The sequence below is a fragment of the Paraburkholderia sp. BL27I4N3 genome, assembly GCF_003386115.1.
In the GTDB taxonomy this organism is placed as follows: domain Bacteria; phylum Pseudomonadota; class Gammaproteobacteria; order Burkholderiales; family Burkholderiaceae; genus Paraburkholderia.
This window is the reverse complement of sequence record NZ_QREJ01000001.1, coordinates 4641686-4659134: the sequence shown is the minus strand read 5'-3', so window position 1 is coordinate 4659134 and position 17449 is coordinate 4641686. Positions and strand designations below refer to the sequence as shown.

The 17449-nt window shown below is 64.1% G+C and carries 21 protein-coding genes; all 21 read right to left on the bottom strand.

Going from position 1 to position 17449, the window contains the following annotated elements; translation table 11 throughout:
* Positions 1 to 774 carry an imidazole glycerol phosphate synthase subunit HisF gene (hisF, locus tag B0G71_RS21140; RefSeq protein ID WP_116148752.1) on the bottom strand — a complete coding sequence of 258 codons (774 nt, stop codon included), beginning with the start codon at positions 772 to 774 and terminating at the stop codon, positions 1 to 3.
* A 237-nt stretch (positions 775 to 1011) separates the two neighbouring features.
* The gene (gene hisA, locus B0G71_RS21135) at positions 1012 to 1764 is read right to left on the bottom strand and encodes a 1-(5-phosphoribosyl)-5-[(5-phosphoribosylamino)methylideneamino]imidazole-4-carboxamide isomerase (protein ID WP_106284196.1); all 753 of its coding nucleotides are present in this window, start codon (positions 1762 to 1764) and stop codon (positions 1012 to 1014) included.
* Positions 1765 to 1978: 214 nt separating this feature from the next.
* On the bottom strand, positions 1979 to 2620 hold the full coding sequence (gene hisH / locus B0G71_RS21130; RefSeq protein WP_116143897.1) for an imidazole glycerol phosphate synthase subunit HisH: 642 nt from the start codon (positions 2618 to 2620) through the stop codon (positions 1979 to 1981).
* A complete protein-coding gene (locus B0G71_RS21125) occupies positions 2617 to 3237 on the bottom strand; it encodes a MarC family protein (protein WP_116143896.1) in 621 nt (206 codons plus the stop codon). Before B0G71_RS21125 ends, hisH begins: the two co-directional genes overlap by 4 nt.
* 79 nt (positions 3238 to 3316) lie before the next feature.
* Positions 3317 to 3904 carry an imidazoleglycerol-phosphate dehydratase HisB gene (hisB, locus tag B0G71_RS21120; RefSeq protein ID WP_064267519.1) on the bottom strand — a complete coding sequence of 196 codons (588 nt, stop codon included), beginning with the start codon at positions 3902 to 3904 and terminating at the stop codon, positions 3317 to 3319.
* Positions 3905 to 4006: 102 nt separating this feature from the next.
* Positions 4007 to 5077 (bottom strand): histidinol-phosphate transaminase, encoded by a 1071-nt coding sequence (gene hisC / locus B0G71_RS21115; RefSeq protein ID WP_116143895.1) that lies wholly within the window; start codon positions 5075 to 5077, stop codon positions 4007 to 4009.
* Between the two features lie 167 nt (positions 5078 to 5244).
* Positions 5245 to 6567 carry a histidinol dehydrogenase gene (gene hisD, locus B0G71_RS21110; protein ID WP_106284192.1) on the bottom strand — a complete coding sequence of 441 codons (1323 nt, stop codon included), beginning with the start codon at positions 6565 to 6567 and terminating at the stop codon, positions 5245 to 5247.
* Between the two features lie 53 nt (positions 6568 to 6620).
* Complete coding sequence (gene hisG, locus B0G71_RS21105) at positions 6621 to 7319, bottom strand: ATP phosphoribosyltransferase (RefSeq protein ID WP_106284191.1); 699 nt, start codon at positions 7317 to 7319, stop codon at positions 6621 to 6623.
* Positions 7316 to 8578, bottom strand: coding sequence for a UDP-N-acetylglucosamine 1-carboxyvinyltransferase (gene murA, locus B0G71_RS21100; protein ID WP_116143894.1), 1263 nt, complete (start codon positions 8576 to 8578; stop codon positions 7316 to 7318). Before murA ends, hisG begins: the two co-directional genes overlap by 4 nt.
* 111 nt (positions 8579 to 8689) lie before the next feature.
* Positions 8690 to 8929: a BolA family protein gene (locus tag B0G71_RS21095; protein ID WP_006052280.1), complete on the bottom strand. Its 240-nt coding sequence runs from the start codon at positions 8927 to 8929 to the stop codon at positions 8690 to 8692.
* A 15-nt stretch (positions 8930 to 8944) separates the two neighbouring features.
* Positions 8945 to 9700, bottom strand: coding sequence for an ABC transporter permease (locus B0G71_RS21090; protein ID WP_116143893.1), 756 nt, complete (start codon positions 9698 to 9700; stop codon positions 8945 to 8947).
* Complete coding sequence (locus tag B0G71_RS21085) at positions 9697 to 10629, bottom strand: ABC transporter ATP-binding protein (protein ID WP_116143892.1); 933 nt, start codon at positions 10627 to 10629, stop codon at positions 9697 to 9699. The genes B0G71_RS21090 and B0G71_RS21085 overlap by 4 nt, the downstream gene beginning before the upstream one ends.
* A gap of 171 nt (positions 10630 to 10800) precedes the next feature.
* Positions 10801 to 11094 (bottom strand): lipid asymmetry maintenance protein MlaB, encoded by a 294-nt coding sequence (locus B0G71_RS21080; RefSeq protein ID WP_106284187.1) that lies wholly within the window; start codon positions 11092 to 11094, stop codon positions 10801 to 10803.
* Complete coding sequence (locus tag B0G71_RS21075; protein ID WP_116143891.1) at positions 11091 to 11723, bottom strand: phospholipid-binding protein MlaC; 633 nt, start codon at positions 11721 to 11723, stop codon at positions 11091 to 11093. Before B0G71_RS21075 ends, B0G71_RS21080 begins: the two co-directional genes overlap by 4 nt.
* A gap of 114 nt (positions 11724 to 11837) precedes the next feature.
* Positions 11838 to 12872: a VacJ family lipoprotein gene (locus B0G71_RS21070; protein WP_116143890.1), complete on the bottom strand. Its 1035-nt coding sequence runs from the start codon at positions 12870 to 12872 to the stop codon at positions 11838 to 11840.
* Between the two features lie 11 nt (positions 12873 to 12883).
* Positions 12884 to 13444, bottom strand: a complete 561-nt coding sequence (mlaD, locus tag B0G71_RS21065; RefSeq protein WP_116148750.1) for an outer membrane lipid asymmetry maintenance protein MlaD — start codon at positions 13442 to 13444, stop codon at positions 12884 to 12886.
* A gap of 91 nt (positions 13445 to 13535) precedes the next feature.
* A complete protein-coding gene (gene mlaE / locus B0G71_RS21060; protein ID WP_116143889.1) occupies positions 13536 to 14303 on the bottom strand; it encodes a lipid asymmetry maintenance ABC transporter permease subunit MlaE in 768 nt (255 codons plus the stop codon).
* Positions 14300 to 15121, bottom strand: a complete 822-nt coding sequence (locus tag B0G71_RS21055) for an ABC transporter ATP-binding protein (RefSeq protein WP_116143888.1) — start codon at positions 15119 to 15121, stop codon at positions 14300 to 14302. The genes mlaE and B0G71_RS21055 overlap by 4 nt, the downstream gene beginning before the upstream one ends.
* A 93-nt stretch (positions 15122 to 15214) precedes the next feature.
* Positions 15215 to 16318 (bottom strand): thiamine phosphate synthase, encoded by a 1104-nt coding sequence (thiE, locus tag B0G71_RS21050; RefSeq protein WP_116143887.1) that lies wholly within the window; start codon positions 16316 to 16318, stop codon positions 15215 to 15217.
* Positions 16315 to 17130 carry a thiazole synthase gene (locus B0G71_RS21045; RefSeq protein ID WP_116148748.1) on the bottom strand — a complete coding sequence of 272 codons (816 nt, stop codon included), beginning with the start codon at positions 17128 to 17130 and terminating at the stop codon, positions 16315 to 16317. Before B0G71_RS21045 ends, thiE begins: the two co-directional genes overlap by 4 nt.
* 56 nt (positions 17131 to 17186) lie before the next feature.
* The gene (thiS, locus tag B0G71_RS21040; protein WP_116143886.1) at positions 17187 to 17384 is read right to left on the bottom strand and encodes a sulfur carrier protein ThiS; all 198 of its coding nucleotides are present in this window, start codon (positions 17382 to 17384) and stop codon (positions 17187 to 17189) included.
* Between the last annotated feature and the right edge of the window lie 65 nt (positions 17385 to 17449).

Sequence of the window (17449 nt, the reverse complement as noted above, 5' to 3'; positions counted from 1 at the left end):
TCACAACCTCACCGAAATGCCCTGATCGGCCATGAAGCGCTTGGCCTCGCCCACGGTGTGTTCGCCGTAGTGGAAGATGCTCGCGGCGAGCACCGCGTCTGCGTGGCCGCTTTTGATGCCGTCGGCCAGATGTTGCAGGTTGCCCACGCCGCCCGAAGCGATGACCGGAATCGGCACGCCGTCCGACACGGCGCGCGTGAGCGCGAGGTCGAAGCCGCTCTTGGTGCCGTCGCGATCCATGCTGGTGAGCAGGATTTCGCCCGCGCCGAGTTCGGCCATCTTGCGCGCCCATTCGACGGCTTCAAGGCCGGTGGCCTTGCGCCCGCCGTGCGTGAAGACTTCCCAGCGCGGCGGCTCGCCGTCCGCGGAGACGCGCTTCGCGTCGATTGCGACGACGATGCACTGCGAGCCGTATTTGTCCGTCGCGTCTTTCACGAGTTGCGGATTCGCCACCGCCGACGAGTTCATGCTGATCTTGTCCGCGCCCGCGTTCAGTAAGCGCCGCACGTCTTCGACGGCGCGCACGCCGCCGCCGACCGTCAGCGGAATGAACACTTGCGAAGCGACGGCCTCAATAATCGGCAGGATCAGATCACGCTGATCCGAGGTCGCGGTGATGTCGAGGAAGGTGAGTTCGTCGGCGCCTTGATCGTCGTAGCGGCGGGCGATTTCAACCGGGTCGCCCGCATCGCGCAGTTCGACGAAGTTGACGCCCTTGACCACGCGGCCAGCCGTGACGTCGAGACAGGGAATGATGCGTTTAGCTAGAGCCATGATCTTGCAATTCTGCCAATACCGCTGATGAGGCCGCTCGCTTTGGAACTTCAACGAGCGGCGCAAGGTCGGCGCGGCGCAGTCGCGCTGCGCCGCCGGTGAGTCGCACGCGGACGGCCTGAGGCACTCTGCCGGTGCATTACCGCGTCCGTTTCGGCTGCCGGCGATTCGTTCACCGCGACGCCGGCCGGAAACGCGAGACGCGGGCGGCGAGCCTGAAGGTTCGCCTGAGCAGCCTTAAGCGTCGTCCGACTCGCGCAGCCGGTCCGCGAGGGTTTGCGCCGCCGCGAAGTCGAGATCGCCCGAGTAAATCGCCCGGCCGCAGATCACGCCTTCGATGCCTTCGTCTTCGACTTCGCACAGCGATTCGATGTCGGTGAGGTTGGACAAGCCGCCGCTCGCGATCACCGGAATCTTCACCGCGCGCGCAAGGCGCACCGTCGCTTCGATGTTGATGCCCTGAAGCATGCCGTCACGGCCGATGTCGGTGTAAATGATCGACTCGCAGCCGTAATCTTCGAACTTGCGCGCGAGATCGGCCACTTCGTGGCCGGTCAGCTTGCTCCAGCCGTCGGTCGCGACTTTGCCGTCTTTCGCATCCAGGCCGACGATGATATGGCCGCCGAACGCCGTGCAGGCATCCTGCAGAAAGCCGGGGTTCTTCACCGCCGCCGTGCCGATGATCACGTACGACAAACCGTCGTCCAGATAGCGCTCGATCGTGTTCAGGTCGCGAATGCCGCCGCCCAGTTGCACGGGAATCTCGCCACCCACTTCCTCGATGATCGCGCGAATCGCGTCTTCATTCTTCGGCTTGCCGGCAAACGCGCCATTCAGGTCGACGAGGTGGAGACGCCGGGCACCGCGCTCGACCCAGTGTCGGGCCATGGCCGCCGGTTCCTCGGAAAATATCGTCGCCTGGTCCATATCGCCCTGTTTGAGGCGTACACACTGACCGTCTTTCAGGTCGATGGCGGGAATCAGCAGCATAGCAATCGGGTGTTGTCTGGGAAGGGGTTGAGGGTCGGCGGCAGCGGCTGGTGGTCCAGCCCGCCGGGACGCCGTTTCGCTAGTTTAGTACAACTCTTTCGACGCCCTTGCGTGGCGTCGTGAGGCAGCGAAAGCATGGTGTTGCGATTGCGGCGCGCGACATACGGTCCGCTTGTGGCGGAGCGACGCACCGCAACAGGGTGAAGAAAGGCGCTCACGGGTTCCAGTGCACGAAGTTGCGATACACGCGCAGCCCCGCTTCGGCGCTCTTTTCCGGGTGGAATTGGGTCGCGAAGATGTTATCCCGCGCCACCGCCGAGGTAAAGGGCACACCGTACACTGTTTCGCCCGAGGTATGGGCGGCGTTGTCCGGCGCCACGTAATAACTGTGCACGAAGTAGAAGAACGCGTTGTCCGCGACGCCGTCCCACAGCGGATGCGGCTGCGCCTGGCGCACGCGGTTCCAGCCCATTTGCGGGACTTTGAAGCGCGAACCGTCGTCCTGCAACTGGCCTTCCAGGTCAAAGCGCAGCACCTTGCCGGGCAACAGGCCCAAGCCGGGCGTGTCGCCCTCCGCGCTCCAGTCGAACAGCATCTGCTCGCCGACGCACACGCCCATCAGCGGCTTGCTGCGCGACGCCTCGATCACCGCTTCCTGCAGGCCGGACTCGGCCAGACTGCGCATGCAGTCGGGCATCGCACCCTGGCCGGGCAGCACGACGCGGTCGGCCGCGCGAATCGCTTCCGGCCGGTCGACGATCGCCACGTCCGCTTCCGGCGCGGCTTTGCGCAGTGCCTGGGCGACCGAACGCAGGTTGCCCATTCCGTAATCCACAATCGCTATCGAAGTTTTCATTTCAAGTTAGGCAGCAATGCCTTCAGTCCATCGACGATGAATTCCACCGCCAGCGCCGATAACATCAAACCCATGAGCCGCGTGCCGATGTTGATACCCGTGCGACCGACCCAGCGGGCAATCGGTTCGGCGAGCCGCAGCGAAAAAAAGCAGATCGCCGCCAACACCGCGCCGATCGCGACGAGGCTGATCCGGTCGTACCAATGCGCCGAGCCGGCCGCATAGATGATCGTAGTGCTGATCGCGCCCGGACCGGTGAGCAGCGGAATCGCCAGCGGCACGACCGCGATGTTGTCCTTCTGCTCCGCTTCATGGCGCTCTTCCGGCGTCGAACGGCTGTTGCCGATCTGCGCGTTCAGCATGTTGATCGCCATCAGCAGCATGATGATTCCGCCGCCCACTTCGAGCGAGCCGACCGAAATGCCGAAGAAGCTGATGATCTGCTGCCCGAGCAGCGTGGTGATCGCGATCACGCAGAACACCGAGATCGCCGCAATGCGAATGGTTCTACGCCGCTCGGCGTCGCTCTGATTCGCCGTCAGGCTCATGAAGAACGGGATGGCGCCGACCGGGTTGATCAACGCCAGCAGCGAAATAAACGACTTCAGAATGTCCATCGCACACCGGGAGCGCGCGCACTCGACGCGGGTCCCGGTCCTGGTAATTGAGTTGGCCTATGAACCGGCTATTGAGGGCTTAGAGGCTGCCCTTGGTCGACGGAATCTGCCCCGCCGCGCGTTCGTCCAGTTCGGTGGCCATGCGCAACGCACGCCCGAACGCCTTGAACACCGTTTCCATCTGATGGTGGGCGTTCAGGCCGCGCAGGTTGTCGATATGCAAAGTGACGCCGGCGTGATTCACGAAACCGCGGAAAAACTCGATGGACAGATCGACGTCGAACGTGCCGATGCGCGCACGCGTGAATGGCACATGGAATTCGAGACCCGGACGGCCCGAGAAATCAATCACGACGCGCGACAGCGCCTCGTCGAGCGGCACGTACGAATGACCGTAGCGGCGGATGCCCTTGCGGTCGCCGATCGCTTTTGCGACGGCCTGGCCTAGCGTGATACCGGTGTCTTCGACCGTGTGGTGGTCGTCGATATGCAGGTCGCCATGCGCTTCGATTTCGAGGTCGAACAATCCATGCCGCGCGATCTGGTCGAGCATGTGGTCCAGAAACGGCACGCCGGTGGCCAGCTTTTGCTGACCGGTGCCGTCCAGATTGATCTTCACACGGATCTGCGTTTCGCTGGTGTTGCGAACGACTTCCGCAAGGCGCATGGTAATTCCTCGAATCTAGCTAGAAAGCGACAGGTAGTGGGGTGAAAAAACGGCGGGCCACGCGCGCCTTCCCACCATATGGAAAAGCGCCAGCGCGGCCGTTCAGTTCAGCACGAGTTTCAGTCCGGCGAGCAATTGCGCGTTTTCTTCCGCCGAACCGACGGTCAACCGCACGCAATTAGCCAGCAATGGATGCATTTTACTCACGTTTTTGATCAGAACCCGCGCCGTGAGTAGCGTTTCGAACAGAACCGACGCGTCGGGCACGCGCACCAGCAGGAAGTTGCCGGCGCTCGGGAACACTTCGGCGCCCGGTAATCGGGACACCGCGTGCGCGAGTTTCGTGCGTTCGTCGCGCAATTGCGCCGCTTGCGAGTCGAGCACGTCGACATGGTCGAGCAGGAAATCGGCGGCGGCTTGCGTGAGCACGTTGGTGTTGTACGGCGGCCGCACTTTATCGAATTCGGTCAGCCAGCCGGGTTTGCCCGCCAGATAGCCGAGACGGATGCCGGCAAGGCCGAGCTTGGAGACCGTGCGCATGACAACGACGTTATCGAACGCGTCGGCGCGCGGCAGCCAGCTTTGTTGCGCGAACGGCTGATAAGCCTCGTCGATCACCACCAGGCTCTTGTTGGCCGCCGCGATGATGCGCTCCATGTCGGCGTCGTCGTACAGCGTGCCGGTCGGGTTGTTCGGGTAGGCAAGATAGATGATCGCCGGCTGGTGTTCGGCGATCGCGGCCAGCATCGCTTCGGTGTCCAGCGTGAAATCCGCTTTCAGCGGCACGCCGATGAACTCGAGATTCGCCAGCTTCGCCGACATCTGATACATGACGAAACCCGGCACCGGCGCGAGCACCTTGGCGCCCGGCTGCGCACACGCGATCGACACCATGCTGATGATTTCATCCGAGCCGTTGCCGAGCAGCACGTCGCAGCCGGCCGGCACGCCCATCACACGCTTGATCTTCTCGATCAGCGCGTCAGGACGCGGCGCCGGATAGCGATTCAGCGCAACGCCGGCCAGATGCTCGCCCAGATGCGCGGCCAGCACGGGCGGCAGCGTGAACGGATTTTCCATCGCGTCGAGCTTGATATAGCCCGTGGCGTCCGGAACGGGATAGCTCGTCATCGCGAGCACGTCGCGGCGGATGATGTCTTGAGGTGTCGTCATAGGTCGGTAAAGCCGGTCGCAAGGGAACGCCGGCCCGGCGTTGGCGGCATGCGGGCCGCCCCAGGTTGTCTGTATTGTCTTTATTAAACGAAGAACCACGCGCAATCCGTCGCCGCTGTTCGCGGGCCGGTTCGACGTCCGCGCCTTCAGCGCCGGATCAAGCGCGTTCAGCTGTTCTGCCGCATCCGGTATTCGGCGCTACGGGCATGCGCCTGCAGGCCTTCGCCGTAAGCGAGCTCGGCGGCGATCTCGCCGAGCGTCTGCGCGCCGTCCGCGCTGACCTCGATCACGCTCGAACGCTTGAAGAAATCATAGACGCCCAAGGGAGACGAGAACCGTGCGGTACGAGACGTAGGCAAAACGTGATTCGGCCCCGCGCAGTAGTCGCCGAGGCTTTCGCTGGTGTAGCGGCCGAGGAAGATCGCGCCGGCATGGCGGATCAGCTGGCCCCACTGATGCGGCTCCAGCGCGGAGATTTCGAGGTGCTCCGGGGCGATGTCGTTGGCGATCGCGCAGGCTTGCTCCATGTCGCGCACCTTGATCAGCGCGCCACGGCCTTCGAGCGATGCCTGGATCACATCGCGGCGCGGCATGGTAGGCAACAGTTCGTCGATCGCGTCTTTCACGCGGCCGATGAACGCGTCGTCCGGGCACAGCAGGATGGACTGCGCGAGCTCGTCGTGCTCGGCTTGCGAGAACAGGTCCATCGCGACCCAGCGCGGGTCCGTGGTGCCGTCGCACAGCACGAGGATTTCCGACGGCCCGGCGATCATGTCGATGCCGACCGTGCCGAATACGCGGCGCTTGGCCGACGCGACATACGCATTGCCGGGACCGCAGATCTTGTCGACTGCGGGAATGGTTGCCGTGCCGTACGCCAGCGCGCCGACCGCCTGCGCGCCGCCGATCGTGAACACGCGGTCCACGCCGCCCAGCAGCGCGGCCGCGAGCACCAGCGGATTCTTCACACCGTCCGGCGTGGGCACGACCATGACGATTTCGCGCACACCGGCCACTCGCGCCGGAATCGCATTCATCAGCACCGACGACGGATATGCCGCCTTGCCGCCCGGCACATAAATGCCCGCGCGATCCAGCGGCGTGACTTTCTGGCCGAGCACGGTGCCGTCGGCTTCCGTGTACTGCCAGCTATGGCTGCCGCATTCGATCTTCTGCTTCTCGTGGTAACCGCGCACGCGCGCCGCCGCCGCTTCGAGCGCCGCGCGGCGCTTCGGTTCGAGGCTTTCGAGCGCCGCTTCCAGCTCCGCCATCGGCAACTCGAGCGCGTCGACGCTCTTTGCCTCGACACGGTCGAAGCGTTGCGTGTATTCGAGCACCGCAGCGTCGCCGCGCGCCTTCACGTCGTTCAGAATCTGCGCGACCGAGCGCTCGATTGCTTCGTCTTCGCTCGCCTCGAATGCGAGCACCGCGTGCAGCGACTTCTGGAAGTCGGGAGCGGCGGAATCGAGCTTGCGAATCTTGATAGACATACGGGTATCCGTTTCGGTAAGGCGCGCTTTAGAATGTGGTCACACTGACGCTATCAGGCCGTCGTGGCGCCGGCCTTCGACGCGCGTTCGAACGCGTCGAGGATCGGCCGCAACGCGGCGCGCTTGAGCTTCAGCGCCGCCTGGTTCACCACGAGGCGCGACGAAATCTGCATGATCTCCTCCACCTCGACCAGATTGTTGGCGCGCAAGGTGTTGCCCGAGCTCACCAGGTCGACGATCGCATCGGCGAGACCGACCAGCGGCGCCAGCTCCATCGAACCGTACAGCTTGATCAGATCGACGTGCACGCCCTTGGCGGCAAAATGCTCACGCGCGGTTTCAACGTACTTGGTCGCCACGCGCAAGCGGGCGCCCTGGCGCACCGCGCTCGCGTAATCGAAACCGGCGGCGACCGCGACCGACATGCGGCAGCGCGCAATATCCAGGTCGACCGGCTGGTACAGACCGCTGCCGCCGTGTTCGAGCAGCACGTCTTTGCCGGCCACGCCGAAATCGGCCGCGCCGTATTCGACATAGGTCGGCACGTCGGTGGCGCGCACGATGATCACGCGCAGGTTCGCGTCGGTGGTCGGCAGAATCAGCTTGCGCGAGGTCTCCGGGTCTTCGGCCACTTCAATGCCGGCTGCGGCGAGCAGCGGCAACGTTTCCTCGAAGATACGCCCTTTCGACAGCGCCAGCGTGAGCGGCGCGCTCACCGCCGGCGACGACGAAGTTTGCGGCACGGCGCTCATGCCTGGCTACCCGAAACCCGGCGCACCTTCGCGCCGAGCGCGGTGAGCTTGGTTTCCATGCGGTCGTAACCGCGGTCGAGGTGATAGATCCGGTCGATCAGCGTTTCACCGTCGGCACGCAACGCCGCGATCACGAGACTCGCCGACGCGCGCAGATCGGTCGCCATCACTTTCGCGCCGGACAGCTGTTCGACGCCGGTCACGAGCGCGGTGTTGCCGTCGATCGTGATATTGGCGCCGAGGCGGTTCAGTTCCTGCACGTGCATGAAGCGGTTTTCGAAGATCGTCTCCACAACCTGCGAGGTGCCCGTCGCGATCGTGTTGAGCGCCATGAACTGCGCCTGCATGTCGGTCGGGAACGCGGGGTATTCGGAGGTGCGGAAGGTGACCGCGCTCGGGCGCTTGTCCATGCGCACGCGCATCCAGTCGTCGCCCTCTTCAACCGTGACACCGGCTTCGCGCAGCTTTTCGGTCACCGCTTCGAGAATCAGCGGACGCACCTTGCGCAGCGTGACGTCGCCACCGGCCGCCGCCACCGCGCACAGGAACGTGCCGGCTTCGATGCGATCCGGAATCACCGTGTGCTTCGCACCGTGCAGCTTGTCGACGCCCTGAATCACGAGGCGATCCGTGCCGATGCCTTCGATCTTCGCGCCCATCGCGACCAGCAGATGCGCGAGGTCGCCGACTTCCGGCTCGCGCGCCGCGTTCTCGATGACGGTTTCACCTTCGGCCAGCACGGCTGCCATCAGCAGGTTTTCAGTGCCGGTCACGGTGATCATGTCGGTAACGATACGTGCGCCCTTCAGACGCTTCGCGCGTGCTTCGATGAAGCCGTGCTCGATCGTGATCTCGGCGCCCATGGCCTGCAGGCCCTTGATGTGCTGATCCACCGGACGCGCGCCGATCGCGCAGCCGCCCGGCAGCGAAACACGCGCGTGACCGAAGCGCGCCACCAGCGGGCCGAGCACGAGGATCGACGCGCGCATGGTCTTGACCATTTCGTACGGCGCGACGAGGTTATCCACCTTCGCCGCGTTCAGCGACACGCGCCCGTCGCCGCTTTCGATCTGCACGCCCATCTGGCCGAGCAGTTTGAGCATTGTGCGCACGTCCTGCAGGTCGGGCACGTTGTCCAGATGCACTGGCTCCGCGCTGAGCAGACTCGCGCACAGAATCGGCAACGCCGCATTCTTCGCACCCGAGACGACGACTTCACCCGACAGCGGGTAGCCACCTTCAATGACGAGTTTATCCATGCCTGTCAGTTCCTGATTGACCCGGACTTCGGCCGGGGCTGCTTTGACTGTGTTCGGCGCGCCGCTACCGGCGTCACGCCCTTCTTGAGTAATTCGCACTAAATTTCCAGATTACGCGTTCTGCCATTCGGCGGGCGTCAGCGTCTTCATGCTGAGCGCGTGGATCTCTTCGCGCATGCGATCGCCGAGCGCCGCATACACGAGTTGATGTCGCTGGATCAGACGCTTGCCTTCGAAGCTCGGCGAAACGATGGTCGCAAAGAAATGCTGGCCGTCGCCTTCGACTTCGAGATGCTGGCAGGCGAGCCCAGCCGCGATGTATTGCTTGACCTGTTCGGGAGTCGGCAACATAAGAGAAGCTCCTGATCAGTGGCGCAGTTTGTAGCCGGAAGCGAGCATGCGCATCGCCACCATGGCCAGCACCACAAAGAAACCGGCAACGATCGCAAGGCTCGCGAGCGGATTGATATCCGACATCCCGAAGAAACCGTAGCGAAAGCCGTCGATCATGTAGAAAAAGGGATTCAGCCGCGACACTTCGCGCCACACCGGCGGCAGCGTGTGCGTGGAGTAGAACACGCCCGAGAGGAACGTGAGCGGCATGATCAGAAAATTTTGAAACGCCGCGAGCTGATCGAATTTGTCGGCCCAGATGCCGGCGATCAAACCGAGCGTGCCGAGAATCGCCGCGCCGAAAATCGCGAACAGGATGATGTAGAGCGGCGCGGTGAAACTGACCGGCACGAACCAGATCGTCACGATGAATACGCCGAAGCCGACCGCCAACCCGCGCGCCACGGCCGCCAGCACATAAGCGCCGAACATCTCGTAGTGCGACAGCGGCGGCAGCAGCACGAACACCAGGTTGCCCGTGATCTTCGACTGGATCAGCGACGACGAGCTATTGGCAAACGCATTTTGCAACACGCTCATCATCACGAGACCGGGAATCAGGAAACTCGTGTATTCGACGCCCGGATAAACCTCCACGTGACCGCGCAAAGCGTGGCCGAAAATCGTCAGATACAGGAGCGCGGTGATGACCGGCGCCAGCACCGTCTGGAACGCCACCTTCCAGAAACGCAGGAGCTCTTTGTAAAACAGCGTACGGAAACCGCTCATGCAAGCCCCTCGATCACTTCCGGACCGTTCATCACCTGAACGAACACATCTTCGAGATCGGCTTTGCGGACCTCGATTTCTTCGAATACGCAGCCCGCCGCGCGGCACTGCGCGAGGATTTTCTCGACGTCGTCGTAGCTTGCCAGACGCAGCAGATGCTGACGGCCATTGCCGTTGCCCGTGCCGCTGTCCACTTCGAGCGGACGCAGATCGACCGGCAAGACTCCTTGCGTGAACCGCAGGAACAGTTGCATGCCGGCAAAGCGTTGCAGCAGCGTGCTGGTGCGTTCGAGCGCCACGACCTCGCCGCGCCGCAACATGGCGATGCGGTCGCACAGCGATTCGGCTTCTTCGAGGTAGTGCGTGGTCAGCACGATGGTGTGGCCTTCGCGGTTCAGGCGCGAAATGAACTTCCACAGCGTTTGCCGTAATTCCACGTCGACGCCCGCGGTCGGCTCGTCGAGCACGATCACCGGCGGACGGTGCACCAGCGCCTGCGCGACCAGCACGCGACGCTTCATGCCGCCCGACAGCGCGCGCATGTTGGCGTCGGCTTTGTCGGTGAGGTCGAGATTGGCCATGATCTCGTCGATCCACGCGTCGTTGTTGCGCAGCCCGTAATAGCCGGACTGGATGCGCAAGGTTTCGCGGACCGTGAAGAACGGATCGAACACCAGTTCCTGGGGCACCACGCCGAGCGCGCGGCGCGCGTCGCGGAAATCGTTGACGACGTCGTGGCCGCGCACCGCGATGCTGCCTTCATCGGCGCGCGCGAGCCCGGCGAGTATGCTGATGAGCGTCGTCTTGCCCGCGCCGTTCGGACCGAGCAGTCCGAAGAACTCGCCTTCTTCAACTGTGAGGCTGACGCCCTTGAGCGCCTGCAAATCCTTGTAGCGCTTCTTGACGTTACGAATTTCTATGGCTGACATGACTGTGGGCCGCGTGCGTCGCGGCGCCTAAAGGAGCCCCGAGGGGGCGCGCAAATGCTTGGAAGGAACGGAATTGGGGCCGGTTAGGCGCCCCAAAAAACGTTTGATTATAGGGCAAAAATCCGTGGCCCTATCTCAGTAGGAGATGTTCGGAGATGACGCGTCAGAGCGTCAATGTCGCGCGCCGATGAGGGTATCGACGCCGTAGGCTTGCGCGAGACTGGCGAGACCAGCCGGCAGATTGACGATCTCAAACGTGGCGCCGCGTGCCTGGGCGGCACGCTGCCATGCGAGGAGGACGGCCAGCGCGGACGAATCGAACTGCGCGAGCGGCGCGCAGTCCACGCCGTTGGCGCCCGCCGCAATACGCTGCAAACCCGCCGCGAGTGCGGCATTCGCGCTCGCGTGGGTCAGTGTCGCACCGCTCTCGAAGCGGCTGGCGACAGGGCTCAGCACTTCGCTCACGACTGCTTGCCCGCGGCGAGTTGCTGGTTGCGCTGCGTGAGGAACTGGATCAGTCCGTCCACACCCTTCTGCTGGATCTGCTCGTTGAACTGCTGCTGATACGCCTGGATCAGCCATGCGCCGAGCACGTTGATGTCATACACGCGCCAGCCTTGCGGCGTTTTGTACAGACGGTAGTCGAGTTCGATCGGCGAGCCGTTGTTCATCACCACCGAGCGCACCACCGTGTCGGTGTCGTCCGGGTTCATGCGGAACGGCTTGTACTGGATCTGCTGATCGCGCACCTGAGCCAGTGCGCCCGAGTACGTACGGATCAGCAGCATCTTGAACTGCTCGACCACCGCGTTCTGCTGCTCCGGCGACGCGGTGCGCCAGTTGCGGCCCATCGCCAGTTGCGTGGTGCGGCGGAAATCCGTGTACGGCAAGATCTTCTCGTTGACCAGCTTCGTGATGTGCGAGATGTCGCCCTGCTGGATCGACTTGTCCGCGCGAATTGCGTCAATCACCTGCTGGGTGACGGTCTTGATCATGCCGTCGGGTGAATTGGAGTCGACCGTCTGAGCAGACGCGCCGGCACTGGCAAACGAGAACAACGCGGCGAACAGCGGAATCAGGAAGAATTTTTTCATTTGGAGCCTTGCCTTAAAAATAGTGCAACCGTTTGAGCCGACATTAACACGCGAGTTCAGCAGCAATCCATGCGCAAACTGCGAGAGTCGTATCGATCTGTTACGGCAGCACGATCAACGCAATTTGAATGACGGGAAGTTGAAACGCGACGGCGGCACCAGCTGGCCGGCCGGGATCTGCGTCGTCTCGGGGCCCCCGTTCAGGTCCAGTGGCGGCGATTCGGAGCTGCCCGATGCGGCCTCCGGCGCAGCTGCCGTGCCGGACGCCGCCTGCGGTGGCGTTGCCGCGGTCGCACCCGAAGCCGGCGCCGCCTTCGCCGCCGCAGCACCCTGCGTGCCCGCCGTGCCGGAAACAGCGCCTGCCGGCGCACCCGCCGCACCGCTGTCGACGTCGTCGTACTTCGGCAGCGGCGCTTCGTCGCCGTAGTTCGGCAGGCCCTGCGCCTGCTTGCCGTCCGACAGCAGGTACTGACGGCGTTGCAAATACGCGTTACGCACGAACGAATATTTGTCGAGAGCCGCGCCTTCCAGCACATCGCTCGCGTTCAGCAGATTCGCGCGCGTGTTGACGACGTTCAGCCCGTACAGCGCCCAGCTCAGACCATCCGGATGAATGTAGCTGAGCGGATTCACATAGTAATTGCCGATCGAGCCGACCGCGTCGCGCACGGTGCTCGGCCCGAACAGCGGCAACACGAGGTATGGGCCCGCCGGCACGCCGTAATGGCCAAGCGTGAGGCCAAGGTCGTTGTCGTGCTTGGGCAGCTTGGCGAGCGTTGCCACGTCGAACAGACCGCCAACGCCGAATACCGTGTTGATCACGATCCGCATGATGTCTTCGACACCGTCGGTGATCTTCAACTGCAGCAGGTTGTTCGCCGCAATGTAGACGTCGCCGATGTTCGAAAAGAAGTTCGTCACGCTGTCGCGAACCGGCTGCGGCGTGATGAATACGTAGCCCTTCGCGACCGGCTTGAGCGCGTATTGATCGAGCTTGTCGTTGACGGTGAAGATCGTGCGGTTCAAACCTTCGAGCGGGTCGCCCTTGGTCGGCGTCTGGACAGTCGTACAGCCGGCGAGCAGCGCTGCGCCTACCGCCAGCTTGCAGGCCTGGAAGGCGCGCGCGCCGCCGATGCGTGTGGTCTGCATTCTTGTTCTCCTTATTGAGCGGCCGCGCCGGAGGCGGGCAGGCTCGACGCCGCAGGCGCTGCGGCAGGCGCCGGCGCGGGAGTACCCGCCGCCGCGCCAGGCTTGGACGCACCCGAATCGGCCGCTTTGCTATACAGAAACTGGCCGATGAGGTTTTCCAGCACGATCGCCGATTGCGTCATGGAGATGGTGTCGCCCGCCTTGAGCATTTCGCTGTCGCCGCCGGGTTCGAGCCCGATGTATTGCTCGCCGAGCAGCCCCGAAGTCAGGATCTTCGCCGAGGTGTCTTTCGGAAACTGGTATTGCTTGTCGAGGTCGATCGTGACGAGCGCCTGATACGCGTTACTGTCGAAGCCGATCGAAGCGACCCGGCCGACCGTCACACCCGCGCTCTTCACGGGCGCGCGTGCCTTCAGTCCGCCAATATTGTCGAACTTGAGCTTGACCGGATAGGTTGCCTGGAACGACAACGAGCCCATGTTGCCGGCCTTCAGCGCGAGAAACAGCAACGCCACGAAACCCAGCACCACGAACAGGCCGACCCAGAAGTCGAGAGCAGCAGTCTTTTTCATCGTCATCCCAAAGTGAATCCGCCACGCCGCAGACACTCCCCGCCGCGCGCGTCCCGTGACGCGCCGCCGGCGGAAAACGTGCAGCGCAGTCTTAGCTGAACATCAGTGCGGTCAGCAGAAAATCGAGGCCGAGCACCACAAGCGACGCGTACACGACCGTCTTGGTCGTGGCGCGCGACACGCCTTCCGGCGTCGGCTTGGCTTCGTAGCCTTGAAACAGCGCAACGAACGTCACCGCGAGGCCGAACACCACGCTCTTGATAACGCCTGCGCCGACGTCGCGCCAGACATCGACGCCGCCTTGCATCTGCGACCAGAACGCGCCAGCATCGACGCCGATCAGCAGCACGCCCACCACATAACCACCGAATACGCCGACCGCGCTGAAGATCGCGGCGAGGATCGGCATCGAGATGATGCCGGCCCACAGACGCGGCGCGACCACCACCTTGACCGGGTCGACGGCCATCATTTCCATCGCGGTCAGTTGCTCGCCCGCCTTCATCAAGCCGATCTCGGCGGTGAGCGACGTGCCGGCGCGCCCGGCGAACAGCAGCGCCGTGACCACCGGGCCGAGTTCGCGCACGAGCGACAGCGCGACCAGCAGGCCGAGCGCCTGCTCGGAACCGTAGCGGTTCAGCGTGTAGTAGCCCTGCAAGCCGAGCACGAAGCCGACGAACAGACCGGATACCGCAATGATCACCAGCGAATAATTACCTACGAAGTGGATCTGCTTCGTGACAAGACGCGGACGGCGCAGCAACGGAAAAAACTCGAGCAGCAGCCGGAAGAAAAAACGCGTGGCGTAGCCGGCTGTGCCCAGTCCGTCGATCACCGAGCGGCCGATCGCACTGATCATGACTGACCTCCGCCGATGCCGAAGTCCGCCGCGAGCGGCGTCTTGCTGGGATAGTGAAATTTGAAGGGACCGTCCGGCGCGCCGTCGATGAACTGACGCACGGTGGGATCGGTCGACGCGCGCAACTCGGCGGGCGTGCCTTCGGCGTGAACCCCGCCGTTGGCGAGAAAGTAGACGTAATCGGCGATCGCGAACGATTCGGGCACGTCGTGCGTGACGAGAATCGAGGTGGCGCCGAGCGCCTGATTGAGCGCGCGAATCAGGTTCGCGGTGATGCCGAGCGAAATCGGATCGAGACCGGCGAACGGCTCGTCGTACATCATCAGCTCGGGATCGAGCGCGATAGCGCGCGCCAGCGCCACGCGCCGCGCCATGCCGCCCGAAATCTCCGACGGCGCCAGGTCGCGCGCGCCGCGCAGACCGACCGCGTTGAGCTTCATCAGCACGAGGTCGCGGATCAGTTCTTCAGGAAGGTCAGTGTGCTCACGCAGCGCGAAGGCGACGTTTTCGAACACGGACATGTCGGTGAACAGCGCGCCGAACTGGAACAGCATGCCCATCTTGCGGCGCAGAGCGTAAAGGCCGTCGCGCGTCTGCCGGCCGATGTCCTGGCCCTGGAACAGGATCTGGCCGCGCTGCGCGCGCACCAGGCCGCCGATCAGACGCAGCACGGTGGTCTTGCCGCAACCCGACCCGCCCATGACCGCGACCACCTGGCCGCGCTTGAAGCGCAGGTTCAGGTTCGACAGAACGAGCCGTTCGCCGTAACCGAAGTCGACGTCGCGCAGCTCGAGTAAGGTCTCGGGGGAGGAAGACACGAAACGGACAGTCCTTTTACACGGAAGGCGAATTATAGGGCCACCGTGCAAAAGTTGCCGTGAGGGTGCCCTGTCCCTTAACTAATCATAGGATTATCGCGTAAACCCTTGCTGCAGTGCAGAAACTGCGGCGGCCGGATCCGCCGCTTCCGTCACCGCCCGCACCACGGCCGCGCAGCCGACACCCGTCGCCAGCACGTCAGGCAGCACCTGCAGGTCGATTCCGCCGATCGCCACCATCGGCACGACGCCGTCGAGGAGGCGCACGTAGCGGGCCAGCCGCCTGAGGCCCTGCGGCGCGGTCGGCATGACCTTGGTGGTGGTCGGAAACACCGCGCCCAATGCGATGTAGCTTGGCCGGAAATGCAGCGCTTTCAGAATCTCGTAGAAACCGTGGGTCGACAGGCCCAAGCGGACGCCTCCCGCTGCCAGCGTCGCGAGGTCGGCCGTGTGCAGGTCCTCCTGGCCGAGGTGGACGCCGTAGGCGCCGGCGTCGAGCGCGGCCTGCCAATGGTCATTGATGAACACCTGAGCGTCGTGCCGACGGCCGACGGCCACGCAGCGGGCAATTTCACGCTTCAGCTCATCGGCAGGTTCGGCTGATTTGCGGCGCAACTGTACGGTCTTCACGCCGAAGCCGACCACCCGTTCGACCCATTCCGCCGTCGGCAGCACCGGATACAGGCCCAGCCGGTCCGGGCAGCGCGCGAACGCCTGGGCAGGGGCGTCAGGCAAACCGGCGAGACGCGGAAAATGGCTCAGATCGGCGGGAAAGGCGTCGTCGGCACGGGTTTCGTCGCCGTCGCGCCAGGCGAGCGCCAGCACCAGTGCGTCATGCGGGTCGAAGCCGCAGTCGAGGAACGCCGCCAGCGCGGCAATCCAGTCTTCCGCCAGATGACCTTCGAGGCGGTATTTTTCGCCGCCCAGATGCAGTGTGGCCTTGTCCTCGGCGGCTTCGATCACGCCGGCGCCCCGCACCAGCCAGCGCGCCATCTGCTCGCCATGCTGCTGCGCGTCGGCGATCACGATCAGATCGCCGCCGTTCGGCTCGTCCGGCGCGGTCAGGCAGATGCGCCACGGCGCATGCGTCGGCGGCCAGTCGCCCAGCCGGGCGCGGATGCGCTCGGCGGCTTCGGTGAGTTCGTCGGCGGGCGGCCAGAACAGGTCGCGGTCTTTCAATGTCAACGTCTGCGTCATGCGGCGCTCCCGTCTTGATGCCAGAACGGCATGCCGACCACCGGCGTGCTCGCGTGCGCGCTTTCGCGCTCGGCCATCGGCCCCGCCAGAAAAGCCTGGCGCCCCGCTTCGACGCCCAGCGCGAAAGCGCGAGCCATCGCGTCGGGATGAGTGGCCTGCGAAACCGCGGTGTTCAGCAACACGCCGTCGAAGCCCCACTCCATCACCTGCGCCGCATGCGACGGCACGCCGAGACCGGCGTCGACGATCAGCGGCACGTCCGGCAGACGCTCACGCAACACGCGCAGGCCATATGGATTGATCACGCCCTTGCCGGTGCCGATCGGCGCGCCCCACGGCATCAACGCTTCACAGCCGGCGTCCAGCAAGCGACGGCCGATCACCAGGTCTTCGGTGCAATACGGCAGCACCTTGAAGCCGTCCTTGACCAATTGCGCGGCCGCTTCGATCAGGCCGACCGGGTCGGGCTGCAGCGTGTAATCGTCGCCGATCAGTTCGAGCTTGATCCACTCGGTTTCGAAGATTTCGCGCGCCATATGCGCGGTCGTCACCGCCTCGCCGACGGTCAGGCAGCCGGCCGTGTTCGGCAGTAGCGGTACGCCGTGGCGCTTCAGCAGATCGAAGAAGCCGGCTTCCGCGCCGCCTTCGTTCATTTGCCGGCGCAGCGCGACAGTCACCATGCCGGGCCGCGCGGCATCGATCGAATCGGATAGCGATTGCAGCGACGGATAACGCGAGGTGCCAAGCAGCACGCGGCTCGCGAAAGTCTGGCCGTAGAGCGTGAGCGCGTCGGCGGTATTTGGGGAAGTCATTTGCATAATCTTTTGTCTCCGGCAATCCGGCGTTTCAGGCAATGCATGGCGGTCGTTCAGCCGCCAGCCACGGGTTGCACGACATCGAGCCTGTCGCCCGCTTGCAGCGCGCGCGCCGCGTGCTGGGCGCGCGCCACGAAGTCGCCATTCAAGGCGACCGCAAACGGCGGACGCGCGCCGAACGCGGTCAGCGCGTCCGCGACAGTCGCGCCCTCGGGCAGCGACAACGGCTTCTGATTGATATGAATGTCCATGGTGTTCGAATACGTTTCAGTCGATGGCGAAAGCGGCGTGGCGGGCAGCGCTCGTCTGAGTCATG

Bases quoted from the DNA above. Each gene is read 5' to 3' on its own strand.
- hisF (WP_116148752.1), bottom strand. From the start codon at position 774: ATGGCTCTAGCTAAACGCATCATTCCCTGTCTCGACGTCACGGCTGGC.
- hisA (WP_106284196.1), bottom strand. From the start codon at position 1,764: ATGCTGCTGATTCCCGCCATCGACCTGAAAGACGGTCAGTGTGTACGC.
- hisH (WP_116143897.1), bottom strand. From the start codon at position 2,620: ATGAAAACTTCGATAGCGATTGTGGATTACGGAATGGGCAACCTGCGT.
- B0G71_RS21125 (WP_116143896.1), bottom strand. From the start codon at position 3,237: ATGGACATTCTGAAGTCGTTTATTTCGCTGCTGGCGTTGATCAACCCG.
- hisB (WP_064267519.1), bottom strand. From the start codon at position 3,904: ATGCGCCTTGCGGAAGTCGTTCGCAACACCAGCGAAACGCAGATCCGT.
- hisC (WP_116143895.1), bottom strand. From the start codon at position 5,077: ATGACGACACCTCAAGACATCATCCGCCGCGACGTGCTCGCGATGACG.
- hisD (WP_106284192.1), bottom strand. From the start codon at position 6,567: ATGTCTATCAAGATTCGCAAGCTCGATTCCGCCGCTCCCGACTTCCAG.
- hisG (WP_106284191.1), bottom strand. From the start codon at position 7,319: ATGAGCGCCGTGCCGCAAACTTCGTCGTCGCCGGCGGTGAGCGCGCCG.
- murA (WP_116143894.1), bottom strand. From the start codon at position 8,578: ATGGATAAACTCGTCATTGAAGGTGGCTACCCGCTGTCGGGTGAAGTC.
- B0G71_RS21095 (WP_006052280.1), bottom strand. From the start codon at position 8,929: ATGTTGCCGACTCCCGAACAGGTCAAGCAATACATCGCGGCTGGGCTC.
- B0G71_RS21090 (WP_116143893.1), bottom strand. From the start codon at position 9,700: ATGAGCGGTTTCCGTACGCTGTTTTACAAAGAGCTCCTGCGTTTCTGG.
- B0G71_RS21085 (WP_116143892.1), bottom strand. From the start codon at position 10,629: ATGTCAGCCATAGAAATTCGTAACGTCAAGAAGCGCTACAAGGATTTG.
- B0G71_RS21075 (WP_116143891.1), bottom strand. From the start codon at position 11,723: ATGAAAAAATTCTTCCTGATTCCGCTGTTCGCCGCGTTGTTCTCGTTT.
- B0G71_RS21070 (WP_116143890.1), bottom strand. From the start codon at position 12,872: ATGCAGACCACACGCATCGGCGGCGCGCGCGCCTTCCAGGCCTGCAAG.
- mlaD (WP_116148750.1), bottom strand. From the start codon at position 13,444: ATGAAAAAGACTGCTGCTCTCGACTTCTGGGTCGGCCTGTTCGTGGTG.
- mlaE (WP_116143889.1), bottom strand. From the start codon at position 14,303: ATGATCAGTGCGATCGGCCGCTCGGTGATCGACGGACTGGGCACAGCC.
- thiE (WP_116143887.1), bottom strand. From the start codon at position 16,318: ATGACGCAGACGTTGACATTGAAAGACCGCGACCTGTTCTGGCCGCCC.
- B0G71_RS21045 (WP_116148748.1), bottom strand. From the start codon at position 17,130: ATGACTTCCCCAAATACCGCCGACGCGCTCACGCTCTACGGCCAGACT.
- thiS (WP_116143886.1), bottom strand. From the start codon at position 17,384: ATGGACATTCATATCAATCAGAAGCCGTTGTCGCTGCCCGAGGGCGCG.